We start from the raw sequence: 20,838 nt of genomic DNA, 5'->3' as shown, positions 1-20,838 counted from the left end.
CGGCTTATTCCGGTTGCCTTGGTTCTTTGCTTATCTCATCAAAGAGTTTATCCATGTGCTCCACATATTCGTTGGTATCGTCAAGGAAAAACTCGAGATTGGGAACAATGCGCGCCTGATTTTTGATGCGGGCTCCCAACTTGTAGCGGATTTCACTGGCGTGGGATTTGATATTTGCCATGTCTTCCTTTGCCTGCTTGGTATTGAGGAAACTCAGATAGACCCGCGCGATGGCGAGGTCGGGAGTGACCCGTACACGGGTAACGGTAATGAAGGCTCCAGGAGCCCATGCGCCGCCCTCCCGTTGGAAGAGCTCCCCCAAGTCCTGCTGGATGACGCCAGCAAACCGCTGCTGTCTTTTACTTTCTGTGCTCATGGTTGTAGGTGCTATCTGTTAAAAAAGAGGTGAACAATACTCAATTACAAAGGTACGGATTTTTAATGATACCGGGCTACTGTTTGTTCAACCGGGCTTCTTCGAGGTCCAGATTATGCTCCAGATCGCGGATGACCTCGTCGTCATACCTTTTTTCTTCGCCGATATGATGTAATGCCGCGCGCCTTAACTCGATCAGCTCCAATGCGATTTTCTTCTGCAATTTCCTTACGGAAGTAATCTCTTCTTTTTTGCCGTCTTCATTAAGGGCTAGTTCAGTAGCTTGGACGCTCCTAACAAATTGCTCTTTGATCCGTGCTATGGTCTCATACGCCGCCATTTCTTCTTGGTATTTGCTGTCCAGATGTGCGATCGCATCTTTGGCCAGTCGCAACCGGATAGATTCCATCTGTTCTTCGATAGGTACTATGTCATCGATTTCCTCGACTTTCAGCAGGCGGAGAAAGATAGGCAATGTAAGTCCCTGAAAAACGAGCGTAATCAAAATTACCACAAAGGTGATGAATAAGATGAGGTTGCGCTGGGGAAAGGCATCTCCATTTTGGAGTGCTAGCGGAATCGCAAGCGCTGAAGCCAACGATACGACTCCGCGCATGCCGGCCCAGCCGATGATAAAAGGCAGTTTCCATCCCGGGCTACGTTCCTTTGCTCTTACCCGTGGGCTCAGCCATCGGGGAACGAATGCTGTGATGTATACAAGGACAATCCGGATGACGATGACCATAGCCGATATCAATAGACTATACCGTATGGCTTCTTCCAGTGAGTAGTTACCCAAGCCTTCGACAATGACCGGCAGTTCCAATCCAATGAGAATAAAGACAAACCCATTGAGCAGAAAGCCCACGGTTTCCCAGACCTCCTTGGTTTGCATACGCGTGTGGTAGTTGAGGTAGTCCTTGGATCGGAAGGATAGGAATAGTCCACCGCTGACCACTGCGAGTACTCCGGACCATTCCAGCTCTTCGGCCACCACGTACATAATGTAGGGCGCAATCAGCGTGATTGGCGTCGTAATGCTGGAGGACTTGGCCCAATAGCGAAGAATAAGGTAGAGAAGATGGCCGATGACTAACCCGACAAACACGCCCATCACAGCCAAGACAAAGAAGTCGGTGACAGCCTCCTGGAGAACGAATTGACCGGTAAGTATCGTTGCCACGGCAAAACGGAAAATCGTCAGTGAGGCTGCGTCATTGATAAGGCTTTCGCCTTCCAGGATGGTAAGTCCCCTACGGGGCATGCTAACCCCTTTGAGAACCGACGTCGCAGCGACGGCATCAGGAGGTGAGATGATTCCACCCAACAAAAAGCCCAATGCCAGCGTGAAACCGGGGATGATGTTGACCGAAAAATAGGCAATCGCCAAGGAGGTGAAAAACACCAGCCCAAAGCCCATCATCAGAATGGACCGTCTCCAACGCCAAAAATTATTCCACGATGTATACCAGGCCGCCTCAAACAAGAGCGGGGGCAAGAAGATAAGTAAGATGAGGTCCGGATCGACCGTAATATTGGGCACTCCCGGGATAAAACTGATTCCTAGTCCGCCGATGACTAAAATATCGGATACGATATGTTGATCCGCTGACTGAGGAGGTATAGCAGTGCCATGGCAAAAAAAAGCGCAAGGACGAGCAGCAGTTGATGTTCAATCATGGAAGTAAAAGTACATTTTTCCGCTGTTGTATTTATAGGCAAGTTTGGCTAAGTTTGCCTTCCAGTAAATCAAGAATGTTATGATTCAACGTATCCAAAGTATTTGGTTATTTTTGGCTTCGGCCACGCTGTTTGCGTTATTCCTTTTTCCTTATCTCCAGTATTCGGACGTCAGCGGAGTGGGCAAAGCGCTGAAGATAACCGGGGTATATCATGGCATGGGCGGGCAGGTGATACGTGAAGAGTTTTTTATTCTGCAAACCATTGCTGCTGTTCTATTGGGGATAATTCCCCTTTATATCCTCTTTAAGTTCCGGAACCGCAAGCAGCAAATTCAATTGATTGTACTGGAAATTGTGCTTATTTTGTTATTCGGTGCCTGGCTGTATGGGGCTGCGAGCGCGGCTTTGACGGAGGCGAATCAGTTTCTTTCGGCCCGGAACATCGGCGTGGGTTTTTTTCTGCTGCCCATCAGCATTATTTTCCTGTTTATGGCCATGGGTGGCATTCGGAAAGATGAAAAATTGATTAAATCGGCAGATCGACTAAGATGAAACGGTTCTTATTGATCGGAATGTGGATGCTTCCTCTCTGGGTTGCGTCGGCGCAGAGTAGGCCCACGAAAGTCACGGGGCAGGATTCCAGCGTGGTGATCCTGGACGATATCCGGTTTGAAGCCGAACAGTTCCTCATTGACACTGCTACCCATACCGCAACCGTGACATTAACACTTACCAGCCTGAAAGACAAACCGCGTGAACTGAAAATCAATGTTTATGGAATGCAGCTGGTAGACAATGCACGGAATGCCTATTACTTTTCGTCGATTGCGTTAGGACGCGTGCTCATGCGTTTCGAGGGCAAACAAAACTACCTGCACTACCTGTTACAGCCCAAGGTACCCGTGAAGCTGACCGTTACCGCGGAGGCAATTCCACCCCAGGTAGAAGCCATTCAGGTAATGAAAATAGTGTTCGAAGATAGCCGGGAAGAAGGCAGGTTTCTGGATGCCTATATCGGAGCATCCGCGAAGGAAGAATAAATTACCGATATCGGATCTGCTGCCGGTCCATCATGCCCATCTGCTCTTTCATCATTTTAATCTGATCGGCTAATAGCTTGTTTTTATCGGCTCGCTTGGCCTCTTGCAAATACTTGGTAGCTTCACGCTTGTTGCGTTTTGCCATGGCGATACCGGCAAGGCTTAGCTTGGCCAGGGCCACATTATGCCCCATGTGCAGCCCTAAAGCCAGGGCTTTTTTAAAGTACTTCTCGGATTGCATGGGCGATTTCTGCGATTCCATAAGGCCCAAAAGCAGGTGATAGTATCCATGCTGAGCGCGGATCAACTGCTTTTCGTAGCGGGTGATGCGATTTAGCCATTGGTTTGCCTTCGCCATATTTTCCTTGCGCAGGTAAAACTGTGCGATCAACATGTTTTCGTTGAAAAATACCGTCACAAAAGCCAGAATCGTGATAAAAACACCCAATATGCCCCATCCCCATTGCCCGAGCACGAATAGGGCGATAGTGCCGATCAAGAGAAGGGAAGATATGATAATACGGACGATATTAGACATGTTGATCTGATTTAATTCTTAATGCGCTCAATAATCGTGCAAACTTAGGTAAATTTGCGTTCATATTAAAGCAAATTTATCGCTCTCTCCGCCGCCTCTGAGAAACAACTCTGCGGAAATATCCGTTTATTCGGGCGCTTTAACAAGGAAGCGTAAACTTTTTACAAATAACTGTATTTTTGCGATATGAGCGTACAATTAGAAAGCAGTTGGAAGGCTGTACTGGAACCTGAATTCGAAAAACCTTACATGCATGAACTCAAAAGTTTTCTTCAATCGGAAAAAAAAGAACATACAGTATTTCCTCCCAGCAATCTGATCTTCAACGCCTTCAGTCATACGCCCTTCGATCAGGTCAAGGTGGTCATTTTGGGGCAGGACCCGTATCACAATGTCGGACAGGCACACGGTTTATCTTTCTCGGTTCCGCGCGGCGTGGGTATCCCTCCTTCACTTCGAAACATGTATCAGGAGCTGAGCACCGATATTCCCGGATTCCAGATTCCGACCCATGGAGATCTGACGGCCTGGGCCAACCGTGGCGTCCTGTTGCTCAATGCAACCCTGACCGTGCGTGCACACACCGCAGGTTCACACCAAGGAAAAGGATGGGAGGCATTTACCGATAAAGCCATAGCCGAACTATCCGCACGGCGGAGCGGAATCGTGTTTTTGCTATGGGGCCGGTACGCAAAGGATAAGGCCGCATTGATAGACTATCGTAAACACCACATTTTGACGGCTGCACACCCTTCCCCGTTTTCGGCGTACAATGGGTTTTTTGGATGTAAGCATTTTTCCAAGGCGAATGAGTTCTTGACCGAACAGGGATTGGAGCCTATTGACTGGCAGCTTTGATGCGTTAGTATTCCATCGGTACGATGGGCTCTTTTTTGCTGGTGGACATGATCATCATCGTCTGGAACGTCTTCACATACGGAATCTTGCTTATTTTTTCCATGATAACGGCTTCGTAAGCCTTAATGTCTTTCACGTAAACCTTCAGGATGAAATCGCATTGACCGGTTACGTGATGGCATTCCGTTACTTCTTTGATGTTTTTGACAGCTTCCACAAATTCAGGAATGGCATTGTGTGTATGGAAATCAAGCGACACCTGAATGAACGATTTGATACCCAACCCGAGTTTTTCTTCATCGACAAACGCGTGATAGCTTTTGATATAACCCGAATTTTCGAGTTTCCGCACGCGCTCCAAGGTCGGAGCAGGTGAAAGCCCGATACTGGACGCTAACTGCAGGTTGGTAATCCGGCCATTTTCCTGCAAAAGCTTCAGGATTTTGAAATCTGTTTTGTCCGGTTGGAAAGGCATGTTTGTAACCAAATTATATTTGGCAATAATACAATTTATTTTCCAGATTATCGGATTCCAATCAAATGCGGTTCATTATCACCGATTTGTAAAAATGTAGACAGGAACGGACAACGACCTAAATGAAGGCACCTCTATGTAAGGTTTATTGCCACTTAAATTGTAACTTTGCAGTTCGAAAGTTCAGCAGCTGCTGGTCTGCCTGATTTTAATCATCGAGAAAGGTGTGTTATGAGTACAAAAGATGATGAATTGTTAAAAGAGCTAGCGCTCGAAGAATATAAATACGGATTTACGACGGATATTGAAATGGATATTGCCCCCAAGGGGCTTACCGAAGATACCGTTCGATTAATCTCTGCCAAGAAAAACGAGCCCGAGTGGTTGTTGGAATGGCGGCTTAAGGCATTGCGTCATTTCCTGCAGATGGAGATGCCTCGCTGGCAAAATTTTGAACATCCCGATGTGGATTTTCAGGACATCTCCTATTATGCTGCGCCCAAGGCAAAACCTCAGCTAAATAGCATGGACGAGGTGGATCCCGAGCTGATTTCCACGTTTGAAAAATTGGGTATCCCGTTGAACGAGCAGAAAATATTGGCCGGTGTAGTTGCCGTAGATGCCGTATTTGACAGCGTATCGGTCAAAACCACCTTCCGTGAAAAGTTGAAGGAGCAGGGCGTTATATTCTGTTCGTTTGGTGAGGCGGTTCAGGAACATCCGGAATTGGTTAAGCAATATTTGGGTTCGGTTGTACCGCAAACGGATAACATTTATGCCGCGTTAAATTCAGCGGTGTTTTCGGACGGTTCCTTTGTGTATATCCCCAAAGGCGTCCATTGCCCCATGGAGCTTTCTACCTATTTCCGTATCAACGCCGAAAATACAGGCCAGTTTGAACGGACATTGATCATTGCGGATGAAGGTGCGTATGTAAGTTATCTGGAAGGCTGTACCGCTCCCATGCGCGATGAAAATCAGTTACATGCCGCTGTCGTGGAATTAATTGCCCTCAAAGACGCTGAAATCAAATATTCTACGGTGCAGAATTGGTATCCCGGCGATAAGGACGGAAAGGGCGGGATCTACAATTTTGTAACCAAACGTGGTATTTGCAAGGGCGACAACAGCAAAATATCATGGACACAGGTTGAAACCGGCTCGGCAATTACCTGGAAATACCCCGGTGTCATCTTAAAGGGAGATCACTCCGTGGGGGAATTTTATTCGGTAGCGCTGACCCGTAATAAACAACTGGCGGATACAGGAACCAAGATGATTCACCTGGGTAAAAATACGCGCAGTAAAATTGTATCCAAGGGGATTTCAGCCGGTGTAAGTCACAATAGTTACCGGGGGTTGGTTAAGATTGGCCCGGGCGCGGAAAACTCACGTAACTTTACGCAGTGTGATTCGTTGCTGATCGGAGACCGCTGTGGGGCACATACGTTTCCCTACATTGAGAACCGGAATAAAACCGCCAAGTTGGAACACGAAGCTACCACTTCAAAAATAGGCGAGGATCAATTGTTTTACCTCACCCAACGGGGAATTGATCCGGAAAAGGCCGTCGGGTTGATTGTCAACGGTTACGCCAAGGAGGTGCTGAACCAATTGCCCATGGAGTTTGCCGTGGAGGCACAGAAATTATTGGCCATTTCCCTTGAAGGAAGTGTAGGATAGTGAATAATAAAGAGCGAAAAAAAACCCATGTTACGTATAAAGAATTTACACGCATCAATAGACAATAAAGAAATACTGAAGGGACTGGATTTCGAAGTAAAAGCAGGAGAGGTACACGCCATTATGGGACCCAATGGTTCGGGAAAGAGTACGTTGGGCAACGTACTGGCCGGAAGGGACGCTTACGAGGTAACCGCGGGAGAAGTGTGGCTGGACGACAAAGACTTGTTGGAGCTTTCGCCTGAGGACCGGGCGCGCGAAGGCGTGTTCCTCGCGTTCCAATATCCGGTGGAAATACCGGGCGTTTCCAACATTAATTTCCTCAAGACCGCACTGAATGAAATACGGGCTTATAAAGGACTTCCGCCGTTAGAGGCCCGCGAATTTCTGAATCGGGTCAAAGAAAAGCAGAAATTGGTCGAGTTTGATGCCAAATTAGCCAATCGGTCCCTGAATGAAGGGTTCTCCGGAGGCGAAAAGAAACGTAACGAAATTTTCCAATTGGCCATGCTGGAACCGAAATTGGGCATTTTGGATGAGACCGATTCAGGATTGGATATCGATGCGCTGCGTATCGTTGCGCGGGGGGTAAACCAGCTGAGATCTTCCAACAATGCCTTTATTGTAATTACCCATTACCAGCGCCTATTGGAATACATTGTTCCCGATTTTGTGCACGTACTGTACAAGGGGCGCATTGTTCGCTCGGGCACAAAGGAATTGGCATTGGAGTTGGAAGAGAAAGGGTACGATTGGATTAAGGATACGGTGGATGCCGAAGGAGCGGTCTGAACCACCACATAAACATCATGATTACACAAGTAAGCGATTCATTATACAGTCAATTGATTAAGACCTACGGCGGAAATCTGCCCTCGGCTGAACCCCGCTCGTTGGACGAAATCCGTAAACAGGCGTTTGAGCGCTTCAAAAGCACAGGATTTCCTACGGTTAAAAACGAAGACTGGAAATACACCAATATCCAGCCGCTCGTTAGTCAGCATTACGAGCTGGATGCGGAACCACCTTTAGGAGCGTTCGATTTGGACAAAGCCAATCTTCCGCAGTTGGATGCCTACCGTGTGGTACTGATAGACGGTAAATACCATGCCGGGCTATCCGATGACGTGTCAGGCGTACCGGGATTAACGATTCTACCCATAGACCAGGCGTTTGAGCGGTTGTGCTTCGCCAAATATTTTGCTGAATTTGCCGACAAAACCGACAACCCGTTTGTTGCGCTCAATACCGCCCTCTTTACCTCGGGACTGTTCATTGAGGCCGGCAAAAACAGCCAGGTCCAGAAACCTATCCATATCATCCATGTCTCTGCTGCACGTCAACCGGTGTTTAATCAGGTGCGGAATCTCTACGTAGTTGGTGCATTTGCAGAAGCTGAAATCGTGGAATCGTTCGTCACCGACGACGGAGCGGAGCGGAGCCTGAATAATCTGGTAACCGAAATCGTGGTGCGGGAAGGGGCCAAGATGCAGCATTATTATTTGCAAACAGCGGCTTCCCAGAGCAATTACCTTAATCATACCGAGATACATCAGGAAAAGCACAGCCTCTATAATAATTACAATTGTACGTTTCCGGGGCCTGCGTTTGTCCGCAATAACATCAACGTAAGGCTGGGTGATACGGATGTAGAAAGCCACCTATACGGTGTAACGCTTACCGCCGGCAATCAATTTGTGGATAACCATACGATCGTCGATCATCTCCGCCCACATTGTGAAAGTTACGAATGGTATAAAAACATTACACAGGATACTTCAACGGCGGTCTTCAATGGCAAGATTTTCGTGCGCCCCGATGCGCAAAAAACGAATGCCTTTCAACAGAACAACAACATGCTCATCGGTGAGAAGTCCGCTGTGTATACGAAACCCCAGTTGGAGATTTTCGCAGACGACGTCAAATGCAGCCACGGCTGCACCATCGGGCAGTTTGACAACGAAGCTTTATTCTACCTTCAGGCAAGGGGCATCAGCGAAGCGCAGGCGAGAATCCTCCTGGTGCATGCATTTGCGTTTGATGTAACCAGCCGTTTTGCCAATACGGCGGTGCGTGAGTACGTGGAGCATCTGGTGGAGGAGGGGCTTTAACCGATTGTTAGCAGCACATTGCATATACCTGCTATCGGACATTCCGTCGGTCAATCACTATTGAAAATACATACGCGGATTTCCATTCCCGTTACTGATGGCACCCTAAGAAGTCCTTCGCTGCCAATCAACGGACGCGGGGAAATCCGAAACTCCAATTATATTTTGTAGATTCATCTACTTTTTTTGCAGTTGCTCTACTAATTTCGCGCTCCTTCCGACAATTGTATTAATTAGTAACATGCAGGGTATGGCTAGTTTGGAAGTAAGGAATGGGTTAATGGCAAGACGCCCCTGGATCTCCATAGCCTATTGGGGGTTAGTCACCCTGATTTTTTTATACGACCGGACCTACCTGATCGAAAAAGCCGGACTACCGAATTTTTTCATTTGTTCCGCGGTCAGGGTGATTCTGCTGATGGGCCTGGCATGGCTCAACATCCATCGGCTGATCCCACGTTATCTCTTGCGTCGCAGGTATGGCGGATATTTTGGGCTGGTGTTTTTGCTGGTTATCGGCTACCTAGTTATACAAAGCCTATATGACTATTACCTGTTCGGTTACGTCTTGGGTCCGAGCCGGAACGTGCACCTGTCTGCTTCACTTATCTATAATTTTACGCATACCTCACTGTATCTGCTATTAACCGTGGCTCTGAAGTTCAGCATCGATTGGTACGAGCAACGGGAAATGTTGCAGGAAGCGCAGGTAGGCCAGTTGCAGGCGGAGGTTAATTACCTCCGCTCACAGGTCAATCCGCATTTTCTGTTCAATGCACTGAACAATTTATATGCGTTGACGCTGAAAAAATCCGATGAAGCGCCAAGTGTCGTATTAAAGCTCTCTGAGTTGATGGAGTATATGCTATACGAGAGTGATGGTCCCTACGTATCACTGGCCCGCGAAATCAATTACTTGAGCAATTACCTCGAGTTGGAGAAAATCAGGCAGAGTAAACCGGCGGACATCCGAATGACGGTCGCCGGCTCGGCGGATCAATGTCAAATACCACCGTTTTTGATATTACCCCTTGTGGAGAATGCATTTAAACATGGTATCGGTAAAGCCGCTTTTGGGGCATACTTGCATATTCATATCCAAATCAGTCAAACGCTTGAGGTACGGATAGCAAACAACAAGCCCCGGTTCGAGGAAAAAGACAAAAATCAAGGGATCGGATTGCTGAACCTCAAGAAAAGATTGGAACTCTTGTATCCAGCTAAATACCTGCTCCAGATCACTGAACAGCCAAGTCGGTATGAAGTGTTATTGAAAATAGATCTGTTATGCTAAACTGCGTTGTTGTTGAGGACGAGCCGCTCGCCAGAGAGGTGCTGATCGGCTACATTGAAAAACTGCCGAATGTGAACCTGCTAAAGAGCTTTGGCAATGCGTTTGATGCGCGTGTATTTCTGATGGAAAATACGGTTGACGCGCTGTTTCTGGATATTGAAATGCCAGAAATGAATGGAATTGATCTATTGCGGATGTTACCCAATCCACCGATCACGGTGTTTACAACGGCTTTCCGGGATTACGCATTTGAAGGGTTTGAATTAGGGGTGATTGATTTCTTGTTGAAGCCTATATCCTTCTCCCGTTTCAAAATCTCACTCGAAAAGGTCGGGGATTTCCTTTCGCTGAAAGGAGCGCATGCAGACATTGAAATTAATACGGTAGAACCGAAATTTATTTTTGTAAAAAGCGGCGTGCAGAAAATCAAACTGTTTTTTACCGATGTTACCTATATCCAAGGACTGAAGGATTATGCAATCATCCATGCCGAAACGGGCAAAATTGTTACCAAAGGCTCTATCAAATCCATGCAACAGCTGTTTCCGGAGCCGCAGTTTGTCCGTGTTCATAAATCCTTTGTCGTTGCCCGGGAAAAAATCATACGGATAGTGAAAAGTCGGATCGTCATCGGCGAGCATCAGGTACCTATTGGTAGAAATTATAAAGCCCAAATGGAGCGGGCGATTTCCGGTGCCTGATGTTGGCCTACTTGGTCTACTCTTTTGAACGTTGGTCTACTATTTTTCTGCCTCTTTTCCTTTTCGCGTACTATTGTTCAAAAAAATGAGTTATGCAACACAAAACATTCAAACAAGCATTCATGCAGCTATGTGTGCTTGTTGCACTGAGCTTTATGGCGTTTGGTTTCACCGCTAACCTGGGTCTGGACAGTTACGAAATCTACCTTAACAACAGGCTCATCCTGAAACAGTACGTAAACCAACCGCTAAGTTTACGGAAATTGCAATTGGAAAAGGCCGAAGCAAACGACAAACTGCGCATTAATTATACGCACTGTCACGGAAACGGGATTGGCACAGGTAGGAGTATTGCCGTGAAGGACGAGCGCGGAAACACCCTTAGGAAATGGGATTTCGCGGATGGGGACGGGACCAATGTCGGCATGACGATCGCTGTAACGGAGTTGACGCAGTTGGAAAGGAAGCATGCCCATCAGGATTTAAGCCTCCATTATGCTTCGAAGGAACTTCCCAAAGGAGAATTGCTGGCATTCTTGAGATAAAAATGAGAACTTCCAGCTTATTCCATTACGCCCGATGCGTACTGCCGCTTCGGGCGTAAATGGAGCGAAAGACGAGGTTCGAACTCGCGACCCTCAGCTTGGGAAGCTGATGCTCTACCAACTGAGCTACTTTCGCTGATCGGTATTTACAAATGTAGTATCGCGGACATCTATTTTCCAAATTTTTTTATGCCTTTATCGCATCCGCGCAGTTCATACCGTCAATAGCTGCCGATACAATCCCCCCGGCATATCCTGCGCCTTCGCCACAGGGATATAACCCTTTGATCTGCGGATGCTGCAGCGTGTCCTTATCCCTTGGTATGCGTACCGGTGACGACGTGCGGGATTCCACGCCGACCAGGATGGCTTCGTTGGTATAGTAACCTTTCATTTTCTTGCCGAACAAGGGCAGCGCCTTCCGCAGCGCCTCATGCACGAAGGCGGGCAGCACCTCAGAAAGCAGCGCACTTTTCGTTCCGGGTTTATACGAGTTAGCCGGCAGGGTATTGGAGAGTTTACCCTGTACAAAATCGATCATCCGCTGGGCTGGAGCTACCAGGTTGCCGCCACCTACAACGTAGGCACGCTCTTCGACCTCATGCTGGAAGTCCAGGAGCGCAAAGGGGTAGCGCACCGCTTGCGGAATGTCTTCGAGATTGACTTGTACCACCGTACCCGAATTGGCATATGGGTTGTTCCGCTTAGAGGGCGACCAACCGTTGACCACCACTTCTCCCTTATCTGTAGCGCAGGGAGCGATCACGCCACCGGGACACATGCAAAAAGAGAAGACCCCCCGGTCGTCTACTTGTTCCACTAAACTGTAGTATGCGGGGGGTAGATGCTCGCTCCGCACGGGACAGTGGTATTGCGCCTGATCGATGATTTCCTGAGGGTGCTCAATGCGGACTCCCAGAGCGAAGGGCTTGGGTTCGACCAGCCAACGCTTACGATGGAACAATTCGAAGATATCGCGCGCGGAATGGCCTGTGGCTATAATTACCTGTTCAGCGGCAAGCTGGTCACCGGAAGCCAATCGTACACCCTTTACCTGCCCGAAGTGTTCTTCAACGTCCACCACCCGGCTGTTGAAATGGATTTCACCGCCATGTTCCAAAATCGTATGGCGTATGGCTTGAATGATGTGCGGCAGTTTGTTGGTGCCGATATGCGGGCGGGCATCCACCAGGATATCCTCCGTAGCTCCGTGAGCCACCAAAATCTGCAGCACACGTTGAACATCCCCCCGTTTATTGGACCGTGTATACAGTTTTCCATCGGAATACGTGCCCGCGCCACCTTCGCCGAAGCAGTAATTGGAGTCGACGTTTACCACGCCCGCTTTATTCAAGGCAGCGAGATCCCGACGGCGCTCCTGTACATTTTTGCCCCGCTCGACCAAGACCGGGCGCAGTCCCTTTTCCAAACAACGTAAAGCGGCAAACAGCCCCGCCGGACCAGCGCCGATGATAATAACCGGACGGGCATCTGCTACATTGGCATACTTGAAATGCAAAATGTCGGGAACCGGTGTTTCATCGATGTAGAAAATCACGCGAATGCGGAATATCACCTGTCGCCCCCGTGCATCGATCGAACGTTTCCGTATTTTTAGGCCTTTGATGCGTGTTAAGACGATATTCAGTTGTGCGGCGCCCTTCTCGAGAATGTGCGCCTCGTCGGATACTTTTTCCGGAAGAATGCTTAACTCTATTTCCTTTTGCATGCAAGGATGTCGGGTTTTTATCCCGAAGTGTAACAAAGGTATGAATTTTGTCATCAAAGTAGTAAATTAGTGGCAATAATGCATTTAAATTCAGTCAACATGAAGAGACGATTATTGGTTGCAATGGTGGGCTTGTTTGCCGCCTTGTCATTCAGCTCATGCGGTTACAACACCCTCGTTAACTTGGAGGAAAACGTGAAAGGTAAATGGGCGCAGGTCGAAAATGCGTATCAGCGCCGTGCCGATCTCATCCCAAACCTGGTCAACACGGTAAAGGGTGCTGCCAACTTTGAGCAGGAAACACTTACGCAGGTCATCGAAGCCCGGGCCAAAGCTTCCTCGGTTACGGTCGATCCGGAAAATCTAACACCGGAGGCGATTCAGCAATTCCAGCAGTCGCAGGATGCCCTTTCGCAATCCTTGGGACGTTTGCTGGTCACCGTAGAACGCTATCCGGAATTAAAGGCTAACCAGAACTTTCTGGAATTGCAGGCACAGTTGGAAGGCACCGAGAACCGGATCAGTACCGAACGCCGCGCGTTTAACGAAGCCACACAAGAATATAACTCATCGGTAAGACGCTTTCCAAACAACCTAACTGCGGGTATTTTCGGATTTAAGCAAAAAGGCTATTTTACCGCAGAAGCCGGTGCAAATCAAGCACCTGAAGTGCAGTTTTAAGGAATTATGCAAGTATTCACCGAAGAAGAGCAGGAGAAAATTGTTCTCGCCATCCAATTGGCAGAGGCACGGACTTCGGGCGAAATCCGATTAGCCGTCGAACCTCATTGCCAGGGAGAGCCACTGGATCGGGCAATGGTGTATTTTAAGCGGTTGGGTATGGACAAAACTGCACAGCACAACGGCGTATTAATTTACCTTGCTACCGAAGACCATCAATTTGCGATTTTGGGTGACCAAGGGATCCACACACGGGTATCCGCCAATTTTTGGGAAGAAACGAAAGAACTCATGCTACGCCACTTTAAAGCGGGTGATTTTGTTCAGGGACTTATCGAGGGAATCATACACGCCGGAGAGCAATTGCAGCGTTTTTTTCCCCGCGAAGCGGATGACGTCAATGAATTGCCTAACGATATAGCCTTTGGTGATGGTAAAGAATAAGCTGTTTTTAACAATCGTCTCGGCGTTATGGTCCTTAGGTGTAGTGTGGGCGCAGGATTTCCCAGCCACGCCTAACACCTTGGTGAATGATTATACGCAGACACTCTCAGCATCCCAGGTACAGCAATTGGAACGCAAGCTGGTTGCTTTTGACGACAGTACGTCAACCCAAATTGCGGTGGTTGTCATGCAGTCGACCGGGCAATACGACATTGCAGATTACGGCGTACGGTTAGCCCAGCGTTGGGGCATTGGCGGTAAGGAACACGACAACGGGATTCTGCTGCTGGTTGCCTTGGGAGACCGCGCGGTTACCATCCAAACCGGATACGGAGTGGAAGGTGCCGTGCCGGATGCAATTGCCTACCGGATCATAGAAAACGAAATCAAGCCCGCTTTCCGTCAAGGAGACTATTTTACGGGTATCGATAGAGCAACCGATGCACTTATTTCCTATACGAAGGGTGAGTATGACGCTCCACCCCGAAAGCAAGGGCAAGGTGGCGGTATTGGCTCCATTTTCCTGATCGTGATCATCATCGTGGTTGTCATTGCATTGTTCAGTCGCGGCGGTGGTGGCCGTGGTGGCGGCCGGGTATTGGGCGGCCGTGGAGCTTCCGATCTGCTGTGGTGGACACTGCTAAGCGGCATGGGTCGTGGCGGTAGTGGAGGCGGTGGCTTTGGCGGCGGTTTTGGAGGCGGCGGCGGTGGTTTCGGCGGTTTCGGCGGCGGTGGTTTCGGCGGCGGCGGTGCCAGCGGCAGGTGGTAAGCGGAAATTTGCACATAGCCAGTGAAGCGGTTTTTTCAAAACTTTTACTTGAACCTCTTCCTCACCGGACGCCTGTTTATGGCGTTGGGTGCGCTGTCAGCGCTATACCTGCTCGCTTTCTTTTTTCCGGTCATCGATGTGCTGCCTACCGTGGGTCTCTATGTGCTGGTGGTGCTTTTGGGTATCGATATTCTTCTTCTTTACCGCCGGCGTGAAGGGCTTCACGCCTATCGGCATGTCCCTGAGCGACTGAGCAACGGGGATGACAACCCCATTGATATCCATATAGAAAATCGGTATCGATTTCCGGTTCAGATAGGTGTAATCGATGAAGTGCCGATACAGTTCCAACGGAGGGACGTATGGTTCGAAATCAAATTGCCGATCGGTGGTCGCAAGACCCTTACCTATCAATTGCGTCCGGTCAAACGAGGCGAATACGCCTTCGGAAAAATCCAGTTGTATGCACAAACCCCCCTTGCGTTGGTACAACGGCGGTTCACCATGGGCGAGACAGAAACCTTACCGGTTTACCCCTCGTTCATACGCCTCCGAACCTACGAGCTGATGGCCATATCGCAACGGCTTACCGACTTTGGAGCCAAACGGATACGCCGTTTGGGACATAGCATGGAGTTTGATCAGATCAAACACTACGTTCCGGGCGACGATTATCGTACACTCAATTGGAAGGCAACGGCCCGGCAGGGCCAATTAATGGTCAATGCGTATACCGACGAGCGGTCGCAATCCATCTATTGCATTATTGACAAGTCACGGGGCATGCGCATGCCATTCAACGGGCTCAGTCTGCTTGATTATGCCATCAACGCTAGCCTGGCACTTGCCAAAGTGGTGATGCTCAAAGACGACAAAGCCGGATTGATTACCGTTTCCGATCGAAAGGGAGCTGTGATACCGGCTGACCGGAAGACTGGACAGCTTAGCCGCATTATGGAGGTCCTCTATAAAGAAAAAACGCGCTACCTGGAGACCAATTTGGAACTGCTATACACCACCATCCGCCAAACCGCTAAGCAGCGGAGTTTACTGGTGTTCTTTACCAATTTTGAGAGTATGTCCGGTATGCAACGCCAGCTTCCCATCCTGAAACGCATAGCCAAATTTCACGCGCTGGTCGTAGTTTTCTTCGAAAATACGGAACTGGCAAAACTAACGGGCAGACCCGCTGCGGACGTAGAAGAAATCTATCTGCATACGATTGCCGCTAAGTTTTCCTACGAAAAGAAACAAATCGTCCGCGAATTGAACCTTCATGGCATACAAGCCGTGTTGACGGCACCGGAAGACTTGACGGTCAATACGATAAACAAATATTTGGAAATCAAGGCGCGACAGTATTTGTGACCCGTTGCCATCGTTTGCGTAAAAATTCCGATCTTTGTAGCATGTACTATCGCACACAGAAAAAAAATATGCGTAAAATCGCTTTGATGGCAATCGTTGCATTGCCCATGATGACTCTTGCCCAGGAAGATTTCACGATAACCGCTAAGGTCGGGAAGTTGAATGCCCCGGCCAAGGCTTACCTAAGCTACCGCACAGCCACCGGAGCGGAACTCGATTCTGCCGACGTGATGGATGGTGCATTCAAATTCCACGGCAGCGTGACGGAACCTTCGCAAGCGCTCGTACTTCTGGCACATGAGGGAGGCGATATCCGTCAGATGGAGGATCCGGACCGGGTAGCCATCTATCTCGAAAGGGGAGCGATCAAGATTACCGCAGCGGATTCATTGGTAAATGCGTCAATAGATGGCGGTGCCATCAACAAGGATTTCGCCACGTACCAAAAGTGGTTGGATCCCATACAAACCAAAATGGGTGGGCTAATGGCGCGATATACCGCTTCATCAGACGAACAAAAGCAGGATCCCGTCTTCATGCAAGGGCTTCAAGCTGAGGCAATGGCCCTTCAGGAGGAGCAAAAGGCCATCGATTTCAAGTACATCAAGGACTATCCGGCCAGTGTGGTCAGCTTGGACGTGCTGGGGCCCTATGTCGAATCTGAGTCGGTTGCAGAGGTAATCGAGCCTGCATTTAACGGACTATCTGCTGCGTTGAAGAACTCTGAAAAGGGGAAGGCGATTTCCGAACAGCTGGCAATAATCAAACGGTTGGATATCGGTGCAGTGGCCCCGGAATTCAGCCAGCCTGATACCGCAGGCAACCCCATAGCACTGTCTTCCTTGCGGGGAAAATACGTGCTGATCGATTTCTGGGCAAGCTGGTGCAAACCCTGCCGTCAGGAAAATCCAAATGTTGTCGCCGCCTATCGGGCGTTTAAGGATAAGAACTTTACCGTTTTCGGGGTATCGCTTGATCGTCCGGGGGAAAAAGAAGACTGGATAAAGGCGATCCACGCAGACGGATTACAGGATTGGCCACATGTGTCTGAGCTGAAATGGTGGCAAACGGACGTGGTGCAACAATATGCACTCCAGGGCATACCCGCGAATTTCCTGTTGGATCCGGAAGGACGCATCATCGCCAAGAATCTGCGTGGAGAAGACCTGCATAACAAATTAGCTGAGCTGCTGGATTAACCGGCAACTCAGCTGGTCCTTGCCGCCATTCCGGCGCGCTTTGGAATATTAAGACGATAAGATCTCCACAATGCGGAGTAGGTTGTCATTCACCGCTCCGATGTGCTTAATGGCTTTTTCAAAAGGAGTGAATGCCACCTGGCCATGAATTAATCCGGCCATTTCGCCGCGACGACCTTCCATTAGTGCCTCCACGGCCGCTACACCCAACCGGCTGGCCAATACGCGATCCATACAGGAGGGGCTGCCTCCCCGTTGGATATGGCCTAGGATCGAAACCCGCATATCGTAATGCGGAAACCGTTCTTTGATGCGGTCGGCGACAGCAAAAGCCCCGCCGGCATCATCGCCTTCGGCTACAATAATGACCCGTGACGCCTTGTTTTTCCGGGTCCGGTCCAGGCGGTCCATCATGGCTTCGTAATCTACCTTGATCTCTGGAATGAGTACACATTCGGCGCCTACGGAGATGCCTGACCGCAAAGCAATAAGCCCCGAATCGCGCCCCATTACTTCTACGACAAACACACGATCGTGCGATTCAGCCGTGTCGCGGATTTTGTCAACGGCCTCAATGACAGTATTAATGGCGGTATCATAACCGATGGTAAAGTCCGTGCCGGCCAGGTCGTTGTCGATGGTGCCGGGAAGGCCGATGACAGGGATGTTATACTCCTCGATGAATTTAGCGGCTCCGGTGAACGTACCATCTCCCCCGATGGCCACCAATCCGTCTATGCCTTTTTCCCGTAAATTTTCAAAAGCGAGGCGACGGCCTTCCACGGTGCGGAATTCTTCACTGCGTGCAGTTTTGAGAATGGTACCGCCACGTTGGATGATGTTGGCGACAGATTTGGCATCCATGGCGAAGATGTCGCCATGGACCATTCCGTCATAGCCCCGACCGATCCCAAATACATTCAGGTTGTAATACAATCCCGTGCGGACTACGGCGCGGATGGCCGCATTCATGCCCGGTGCATCCCCACCGGATGTAAACACAGCGATGTTTTTAATGTTGCTCATTGTAGGTTATTGTGCTTGCTTTTCGTTAAAAGTTTTTAATCCTTGTTCCAAATATGCGAGGAATTTCTGTTTATTAAATTCAGCGCCGATAGGAGGCGATACCAGCAGTTCTTCATCCGGCGAATACAGCACATAGTAGGGCTGTGAAATCGAATTGAAGCGTAGTGCCTGCAGGTGCATGAACTTTTTGCCAATGGTATTGACCTGCCTTTTAAGTACCTTCGAGTAAAATTGCTCTTCTTTTGGTAATTCGCGTCGTTCGTCCGTGTACAACGATACGACAACGTACTCATTGCGCAGCAGGTTGTCTATCGGAGGATCGACCCATACGTTGTTTTCCATTTCCCGGCAGTTGACACAGCCGTGTCCCGTGAAATCGAGAAACAACGGTTTATTGACCGACCTGGCGTATTGAAGCGCTTCCTCATAATCCAGGAAACCGTCGATGTCATTGGGGACATGCAGGAAGTCGGCATATTTTTTCTTCTGTATGGATGAACTTGCCGATACCGAAGGCCCCGACGCCCGCTGATCAAACGGGGCCACGCGGAAGTCCTGCGTATGCATGGGGGGAACCAAACCACTGATCACTTTAAGCGGTGCTCCCCACAGGCCCGGTACCATATAAAGGGCAAAAGCAAAAAAGCCGCCCGCCAAAAAGATGCGGATGATGGAAACGTGAGGCAGGTCGGCGTCGTGCGACAATTTGATTTTGCCCAACAAATACAGGCCAATGAAAGCGGCAATGACAATCCATATCGCGAGGAATACCTCCCGATCGAGGATTCCCCAATGGTAAACGAGGTCTGCGGTCGACAGGAACTTCAGCGCCAGTGCAATCTCCAGGAATCCAAGCACAACTTTGACGGAGTTGAGCCATCCCCCTGATTTCGGTATGGACGTGAGCCAGCTGGGAAAGATGGCAAAAACCGTAAAGACCAATGCAAGTGCCAGCGAAAAACCGAACATGCCAATGACCGGTCCGAGGTAATTGCCCGTTTGGTTGACCAATACGATAACGCTGCCAATGATGGGGCCGGTGCAAGAAAAGGATACCACTGCCAGCGTAGCGGCCATGAAAAAGATGCCCATTAATCCCTTGGCATCCGATTTTGAGTCGACTTTGTTGACAAACGAGCTGGGCAAAGTGATCTCAAATGCGCCTAAAAAGGAAATGCCGAAGACCAGCAGCACCGCAAAAATAAATAGATTAAATAGGCCGTTCGTGGCGAGTTCATTCAGTGCACTGGCGCCGAAGATGATCGTGACCAGCAATCCCAATGCTACGTAAATGACAATGATGGACAGCCCATACAGCAACGCCCCCTGTATGCCCTTGCCGCGGGTTTCTGCCCGCTTTGTGAAAAAGCTGACAGTGAGGGGAATCATCGGGTAAATACAAGGCATCAAAATCGCTAGAAAACCACCCAAAAAGCCGGCCACGAAGATGCCCCACAATGATTTGGGCGTATCCGTCACACCTGATGTCGATTCAGCGGGTGCCGCGACGCTTGACGCGGTAGCAGAAGTGTCTTGCCCATCGGTGAATACGACATCCTGGGGCACTTCCATCAACGTATCGTCAGTGGTTTCGGTCAAGGTATCCTGTCCATCGGTAAATACAACGTCGTCGAAATTGAGTAACGTATCATGGGCAAAGCCATGGGGCATGGTTAAGATGACTGTGCCTAACAGAAACGATAACGCAAGAACAAGACGCTTCATGAATCTAATATGCATTAAAAACGGGTTGCAAACATACTAATAAAAAAAGGCAGCAGACTGCCTTTTGGGATCCTTTTCCCGGGCAGAGATTTATTTCACGGCCACGGTAAAAGAAACTTCGTCCGGGGGTAGACAGCGTTCGGCATCGCACGCCATATACTCAACAGATCCTTTGACAGTGGTTTGTCCCTTTTTCAGCTTAACTTTTTGTTGGAACACCACTTCTTTGTCAAAGTAACCCACATCCATCTTAAATACTTCCTCGTATTTAACCTTCGGTTTGGGCTCGGCGGTTTTGCCCGTCAACGTAAAATCGCCGGAAGGTGTAAAGGCGAAGCTGGTTTTGATGGGGCCACCCTCTTCCACATGCTGCGAGTAGATATGCCATCCGTTATCGATGGTAGCTTTCATAAAAATAACGGCCTCGTCTTTGCTGATTTTCTTCGCGCCGAACTGCCATTTAACGGGCCGCTCAATCTGCGCCGAAACACCGGTGGCTGCAAGTAAAACTACGATTGCCGCCAATAAAAAATTCTTCGTCATAATCATTCATGTTACATGTAAAATATAGGAATAAGACCTTACTTTCCTACA

Annotated in this window: 22 protein-coding genes and 1 tRNA gene; 14 read left to right on the top strand and 9 right to left on the bottom strand. The window is 49.0% G+C overall.

The window, feature by feature from the left end:
• Window positions 1–4: 4 nt before the first annotated feature.
• Together rbfA and ACFQRK_RS20365 are read right to left on the bottom strand one after the other, a co-directional pair.
• Complete coding sequence (gene rbfA / locus ACFQRK_RS20370; protein WP_379009967.1) at window positions 5–376, bottom strand: 30S ribosome-binding factor RbfA; 372 nt, start codon at window positions 374–376, stop codon at window positions 5–7.
• Window positions 377–452: 76 nt separating this feature from the next.
• Window positions 453–1,919 (bottom strand): Na+/H+ antiporter, encoded by a 1,467-nt coding sequence (locus ACFQRK_RS20365; RefSeq protein WP_379009965.1) that lies wholly within the window; start codon window positions 1,917–1,919, stop codon window positions 453–455.
• A 217-nt stretch (window positions 1,920–2,136) separates the two neighbouring features.
• On the opposite strand from ACFQRK_RS20365, the gene ACFQRK_RS20360 reads away from it, so the two are divergent.
• The gene (locus tag ACFQRK_RS20360) at window positions 2,137–2,610 is read left to right on the top strand and encodes a DUF4293 domain-containing protein (protein ID WP_379009964.1); all 474 of its coding nucleotides are present in this window, start codon (window positions 2,137–2,139) and stop codon (window positions 2,608–2,610) included.
• Entirely contained in the window at window positions 2,607–3,098 is a 492-nt protein-coding gene (locus tag ACFQRK_RS20355; RefSeq protein WP_379009963.1) for a hypothetical protein, read from the top strand. The genes ACFQRK_RS20360 and ACFQRK_RS20355 overlap by 4 nt, the downstream gene beginning before the upstream one ends.
• Window position 3,099: 1 nt before the next feature.
• Here the strand turns inward: ACFQRK_RS20355 and ACFQRK_RS20350 are convergent, their stop codons facing one another.
• Window positions 3,100–3,636, bottom strand: coding sequence for a DUF2892 domain-containing protein (locus ACFQRK_RS20350; RefSeq protein WP_379009962.1), 537 nt, complete (start codon window positions 3,634–3,636; stop codon window positions 3,100–3,102).
• Window positions 3,637–3,822: 186 nt separating this feature from the next.
• On the opposite strand from ACFQRK_RS20350, the gene ung reads away from it, so the two are divergent.
• Window positions 3,823–4,494 (top strand): uracil-DNA glycosylase, encoded by a 672-nt coding sequence (ung, locus tag ACFQRK_RS20345; protein ID WP_379009961.1) that lies wholly within the window; start codon window positions 3,823–3,825, stop codon window positions 4,492–4,494.
• Between the two features lie 4 nt (window positions 4,495–4,498).
• Here the strand turns inward: ung and ACFQRK_RS20340 are convergent, their stop codons facing one another.
• On the bottom strand, window positions 4,499–4,969 hold the full coding sequence (locus ACFQRK_RS20340) for an Lrp/AsnC family transcriptional regulator (protein WP_090630636.1): 471 nt from the start codon (window positions 4,967–4,969) through the stop codon (window positions 4,499–4,501).
• A gap of 231 nt (window positions 4,970–5,200) precedes the next feature.
• On the opposite strand from ACFQRK_RS20340, the gene sufB reads away from it, so the two are divergent.
• The 6 genes from sufB to ACFQRK_RS20310 all read left to right on the top strand — a co-directional run bounded on the left by sufB (window position 5,201) and on the right by ACFQRK_RS20310 (window position 11,303).
• Window positions 5,201–6,652, top strand: coding sequence for a Fe-S cluster assembly protein SufB (gene sufB / locus ACFQRK_RS20335; RefSeq protein WP_379009960.1), 1,452 nt, complete (start codon window positions 5,201–5,203; stop codon window positions 6,650–6,652).
• A gap of 27 nt (window positions 6,653–6,679) precedes the next feature.
• On the top strand, window positions 6,680–7,444 hold the full coding sequence (gene sufC / locus ACFQRK_RS20330; protein ID WP_379009959.1) for a Fe-S cluster assembly ATPase SufC: 765 nt from the start codon (window positions 6,680–6,682) through the stop codon (window positions 7,442–7,444).
• A 17-nt stretch (window positions 7,445–7,461) separates the two neighbouring features.
• Window positions 7,462–8,763: a Fe-S cluster assembly protein SufD gene (gene sufD, locus ACFQRK_RS20325; RefSeq protein ID WP_379009957.1), complete on the top strand. Its 1,302-nt coding sequence runs from the start codon at window positions 7,462–7,464 to the stop codon at window positions 8,761–8,763.
• A 250-nt stretch (window positions 8,764–9,013) separates the two neighbouring features.
• Window positions 9,014–10,057: a sensor histidine kinase gene (locus tag ACFQRK_RS20320; RefSeq protein WP_379009956.1), complete on the top strand. Its 1,044-nt coding sequence runs from the start codon at window positions 9,014–9,016 to the stop codon at window positions 10,055–10,057.
• The gene (locus ACFQRK_RS20315) at window positions 10,051–10,758 is read left to right on the top strand and encodes a LytR/AlgR family response regulator transcription factor (RefSeq protein WP_379009955.1); all 708 of its coding nucleotides are present in this window, start codon (window positions 10,051–10,053) and stop codon (window positions 10,756–10,758) included. The genes ACFQRK_RS20320 and ACFQRK_RS20315 overlap by 7 nt, the downstream gene beginning before the upstream one ends.
• 92 nt (window positions 10,759–10,850) lie before the next feature.
• Entirely contained in the window at window positions 10,851–11,303 is a 453-nt protein-coding gene (locus ACFQRK_RS20310) for a hypothetical protein (protein WP_379009954.1), read from the top strand.
• A 60-nt stretch (window positions 11,304–11,363) separates the two neighbouring features.
• On the opposite strand, the gene ACFQRK_RS20305 is transcribed toward ACFQRK_RS20310, so the two are convergent.
• Together ACFQRK_RS20305 and ACFQRK_RS20300 are read right to left on the bottom strand one after the other, a co-directional pair.
• Window positions 11,364–11,439 (bottom strand) — tRNA-Gly (locus tag ACFQRK_RS20305).
• A 51-nt stretch (window positions 11,440–11,490) separates the two neighbouring features.
• Entirely contained in the window at window positions 11,491–13,032 is a 1,542-nt protein-coding gene (locus ACFQRK_RS20300) for an NAD(P)/FAD-dependent oxidoreductase (RefSeq protein ID WP_379009952.1), read from the bottom strand.
• A 99-nt stretch (window positions 13,033–13,131) separates the two neighbouring features.
• Between ACFQRK_RS20300 and ACFQRK_RS20295 the strand changes: the two genes are divergently transcribed.
• From ACFQRK_RS20295 to ACFQRK_RS20275, 5 genes are all read left to right on the top strand, one after another.
• Window positions 13,132–13,713 (top strand): LemA family protein, encoded by a 582-nt coding sequence (locus ACFQRK_RS20295; RefSeq protein ID WP_379009950.1) that lies wholly within the window; start codon window positions 13,132–13,134, stop codon window positions 13,711–13,713.
• Between the two features lie 6 nt (window positions 13,714–13,719).
• Entirely contained in the window at window positions 13,720–14,157 is a 438-nt protein-coding gene (locus ACFQRK_RS20290) for a TPM domain-containing protein (protein ID WP_379009949.1), read from the top strand.
• Window positions 14,144–14,926 (top strand): TPM domain-containing protein, encoded by a 783-nt coding sequence (locus ACFQRK_RS20285; RefSeq protein WP_379009947.1) that lies wholly within the window; start codon window positions 14,144–14,146, stop codon window positions 14,924–14,926. Before ACFQRK_RS20290 ends, ACFQRK_RS20285 begins: the two co-directional genes overlap by 14 nt.
• A 21-nt stretch (window positions 14,927–14,947) precedes the next feature.
• On the top strand, window positions 14,948–16,294 hold the full coding sequence (locus ACFQRK_RS20280) for a DUF58 domain-containing protein (protein WP_379009945.1): 1,347 nt from the start codon (window positions 14,948–14,950) through the stop codon (window positions 16,292–16,294).
• 86 nt (window positions 16,295–16,380) lie between these two features.
• On the top strand, window positions 16,381–17,493 hold the full coding sequence (locus ACFQRK_RS20275) for a redoxin domain-containing protein (protein WP_379009943.1): 1,113 nt from the start codon (window positions 16,381–16,383) through the stop codon (window positions 17,491–17,493).
• A 48-nt stretch (window positions 17,494–17,541) separates the two neighbouring features.
• On the opposite strand, the gene pfkA is transcribed toward ACFQRK_RS20275, so the two are convergent.
• From pfkA to ACFQRK_RS20260, 3 genes are all read right to left on the bottom strand, one after another.
• A complete protein-coding gene (gene pfkA, locus ACFQRK_RS20270) occupies window positions 17,542–18,519 on the bottom strand; it encodes a 6-phosphofructokinase (RefSeq protein WP_379009941.1) in 978 nt (325 codons plus the stop codon).
• Window positions 18,520–18,525: 6 nt separating this feature from the next.
• Window positions 18,526–20,244 carry a protein-disulfide reductase DsbD family protein gene (locus ACFQRK_RS20265; RefSeq protein WP_379009940.1) on the bottom strand — a complete coding sequence of 573 codons (1,719 nt, stop codon included), beginning with the start codon at window positions 20,242–20,244 and terminating at the stop codon, window positions 18,526–18,528.
• 90 nt (window positions 20,245–20,334) lie between these two features.
• Window positions 20,335–20,787, bottom strand: coding sequence for a protein-disulfide reductase DsbD N-terminal domain-containing protein (locus ACFQRK_RS20260; RefSeq protein WP_379009938.1), 453 nt, complete (start codon window positions 20,785–20,787; stop codon window positions 20,335–20,337).
• Between the last annotated feature and the right edge of the window lie 51 nt (window positions 20,788–20,838).

The sequence above is a fragment of the Parapedobacter sp. GCM10030251 genome (assembly GCF_042666505.1).
Taxonomy (GTDB): domain Bacteria; phylum Bacteroidota; class Bacteroidia; order Sphingobacteriales; family Sphingobacteriaceae; genus Parapedobacter.
The sequence above is the reverse complement of the archived record's forward strand: the minus strand, read 5'-3'. Positions and strand labels throughout refer to the sequence as shown.

Bases quoted from the DNA above. Each gene is read 5' to 3' on its own strand.
- rbfA (WP_379009967.1), bottom strand. From the start codon at position 376: ATGAGCACAGAAAGTAAAAGACAGCAGCGGTTTGCTGGCGTCATCCAG.
- ACFQRK_RS20360 (WP_379009964.1), top strand. From the start codon at position 2,137: ATGATTCAACGTATCCAAAGTATTTGGTTATTTTTGGCTTCGGCCACG.
- ACFQRK_RS20355 (WP_379009963.1), top strand. From the start codon at position 2,607: ATGAAACGGTTCTTATTGATCGGAATGTGGATGCTTCCTCTCTGGGTT.
- ACFQRK_RS20350 (WP_379009962.1), bottom strand. From the start codon at position 3,636: ATGTCTAATATCGTCCGTATTATCATATCTTCCCTTCTCTTGATCGGC.
- ung (WP_379009961.1), top strand. From the start codon at position 3,823: ATGAGCGTACAATTAGAAAGCAGTTGGAAGGCTGTACTGGAACCTGAA.
- ACFQRK_RS20340 (WP_090630636.1), bottom strand. From the start codon at position 4,969: ATGCCTTTCCAACCGGACAAAACAGATTTCAAAATCCTGAAGCTTTTG.
- sufB (WP_379009960.1), top strand. From the start codon at position 5,201: ATGAGTACAAAAGATGATGAATTGTTAAAAGAGCTAGCGCTCGAAGAA.
- sufC (WP_379009959.1), top strand. From the start codon at position 6,680: ATGTTACGTATAAAGAATTTACACGCATCAATAGACAATAAAGAAATA.
- sufD (WP_379009957.1), top strand. From the start codon at position 7,462: ATGATTACACAAGTAAGCGATTCATTATACAGTCAATTGATTAAGACC.
- ACFQRK_RS20320 (WP_379009956.1), top strand. From the start codon at position 9,014: ATGGCTAGTTTGGAAGTAAGGAATGGGTTAATGGCAAGACGCCCCTGG.
- ACFQRK_RS20315 (WP_379009955.1), top strand. From the start codon at position 10,051: ATGCTAAACTGCGTTGTTGTTGAGGACGAGCCGCTCGCCAGAGAGGTG.
- ACFQRK_RS20310 (WP_379009954.1), top strand. From the start codon at position 10,851: ATGCAACACAAAACATTCAAACAAGCATTCATGCAGCTATGTGTGCTT.
- ACFQRK_RS20300 (WP_379009952.1), bottom strand. From the start codon at position 13,032: ATGCAAAAGGAAATAGAGTTAAGCATTCTTCCGGAAAAAGTATCCGAC.
- ACFQRK_RS20295 (WP_379009950.1), top strand. From the start codon at position 13,132: ATGAAGAGACGATTATTGGTTGCAATGGTGGGCTTGTTTGCCGCCTTG.
- ACFQRK_RS20290 (WP_379009949.1), top strand. From the start codon at position 13,720: ATGCAAGTATTCACCGAAGAAGAGCAGGAGAAAATTGTTCTCGCCATC.
- ACFQRK_RS20285 (WP_379009947.1), top strand. From the start codon at position 14,144: ATGGTAAAGAATAAGCTGTTTTTAACAATCGTCTCGGCGTTATGGTCC.
- ACFQRK_RS20275 (WP_379009943.1), top strand. From the start codon at position 16,381: ATGGCAATCGTTGCATTGCCCATGATGACTCTTGCCCAGGAAGATTTC.
- pfkA (WP_379009941.1), bottom strand. From the start codon at position 18,519: ATGAGCAACATTAAAAACATCGCTGTGTTTACATCCGGTGGGGATGCA.
- ACFQRK_RS20265 (WP_379009940.1), bottom strand. From the start codon at position 20,244: ATGAAGCGTCTTGTTCTTGCGTTATCGTTTCTGTTAGGCACAGTCATC.
- ACFQRK_RS20260 (WP_379009938.1), bottom strand. From the start codon at position 20,787: ATGACGAAGAATTTTTTATTGGCGGCAATCGTAGTTTTACTTGCAGCC.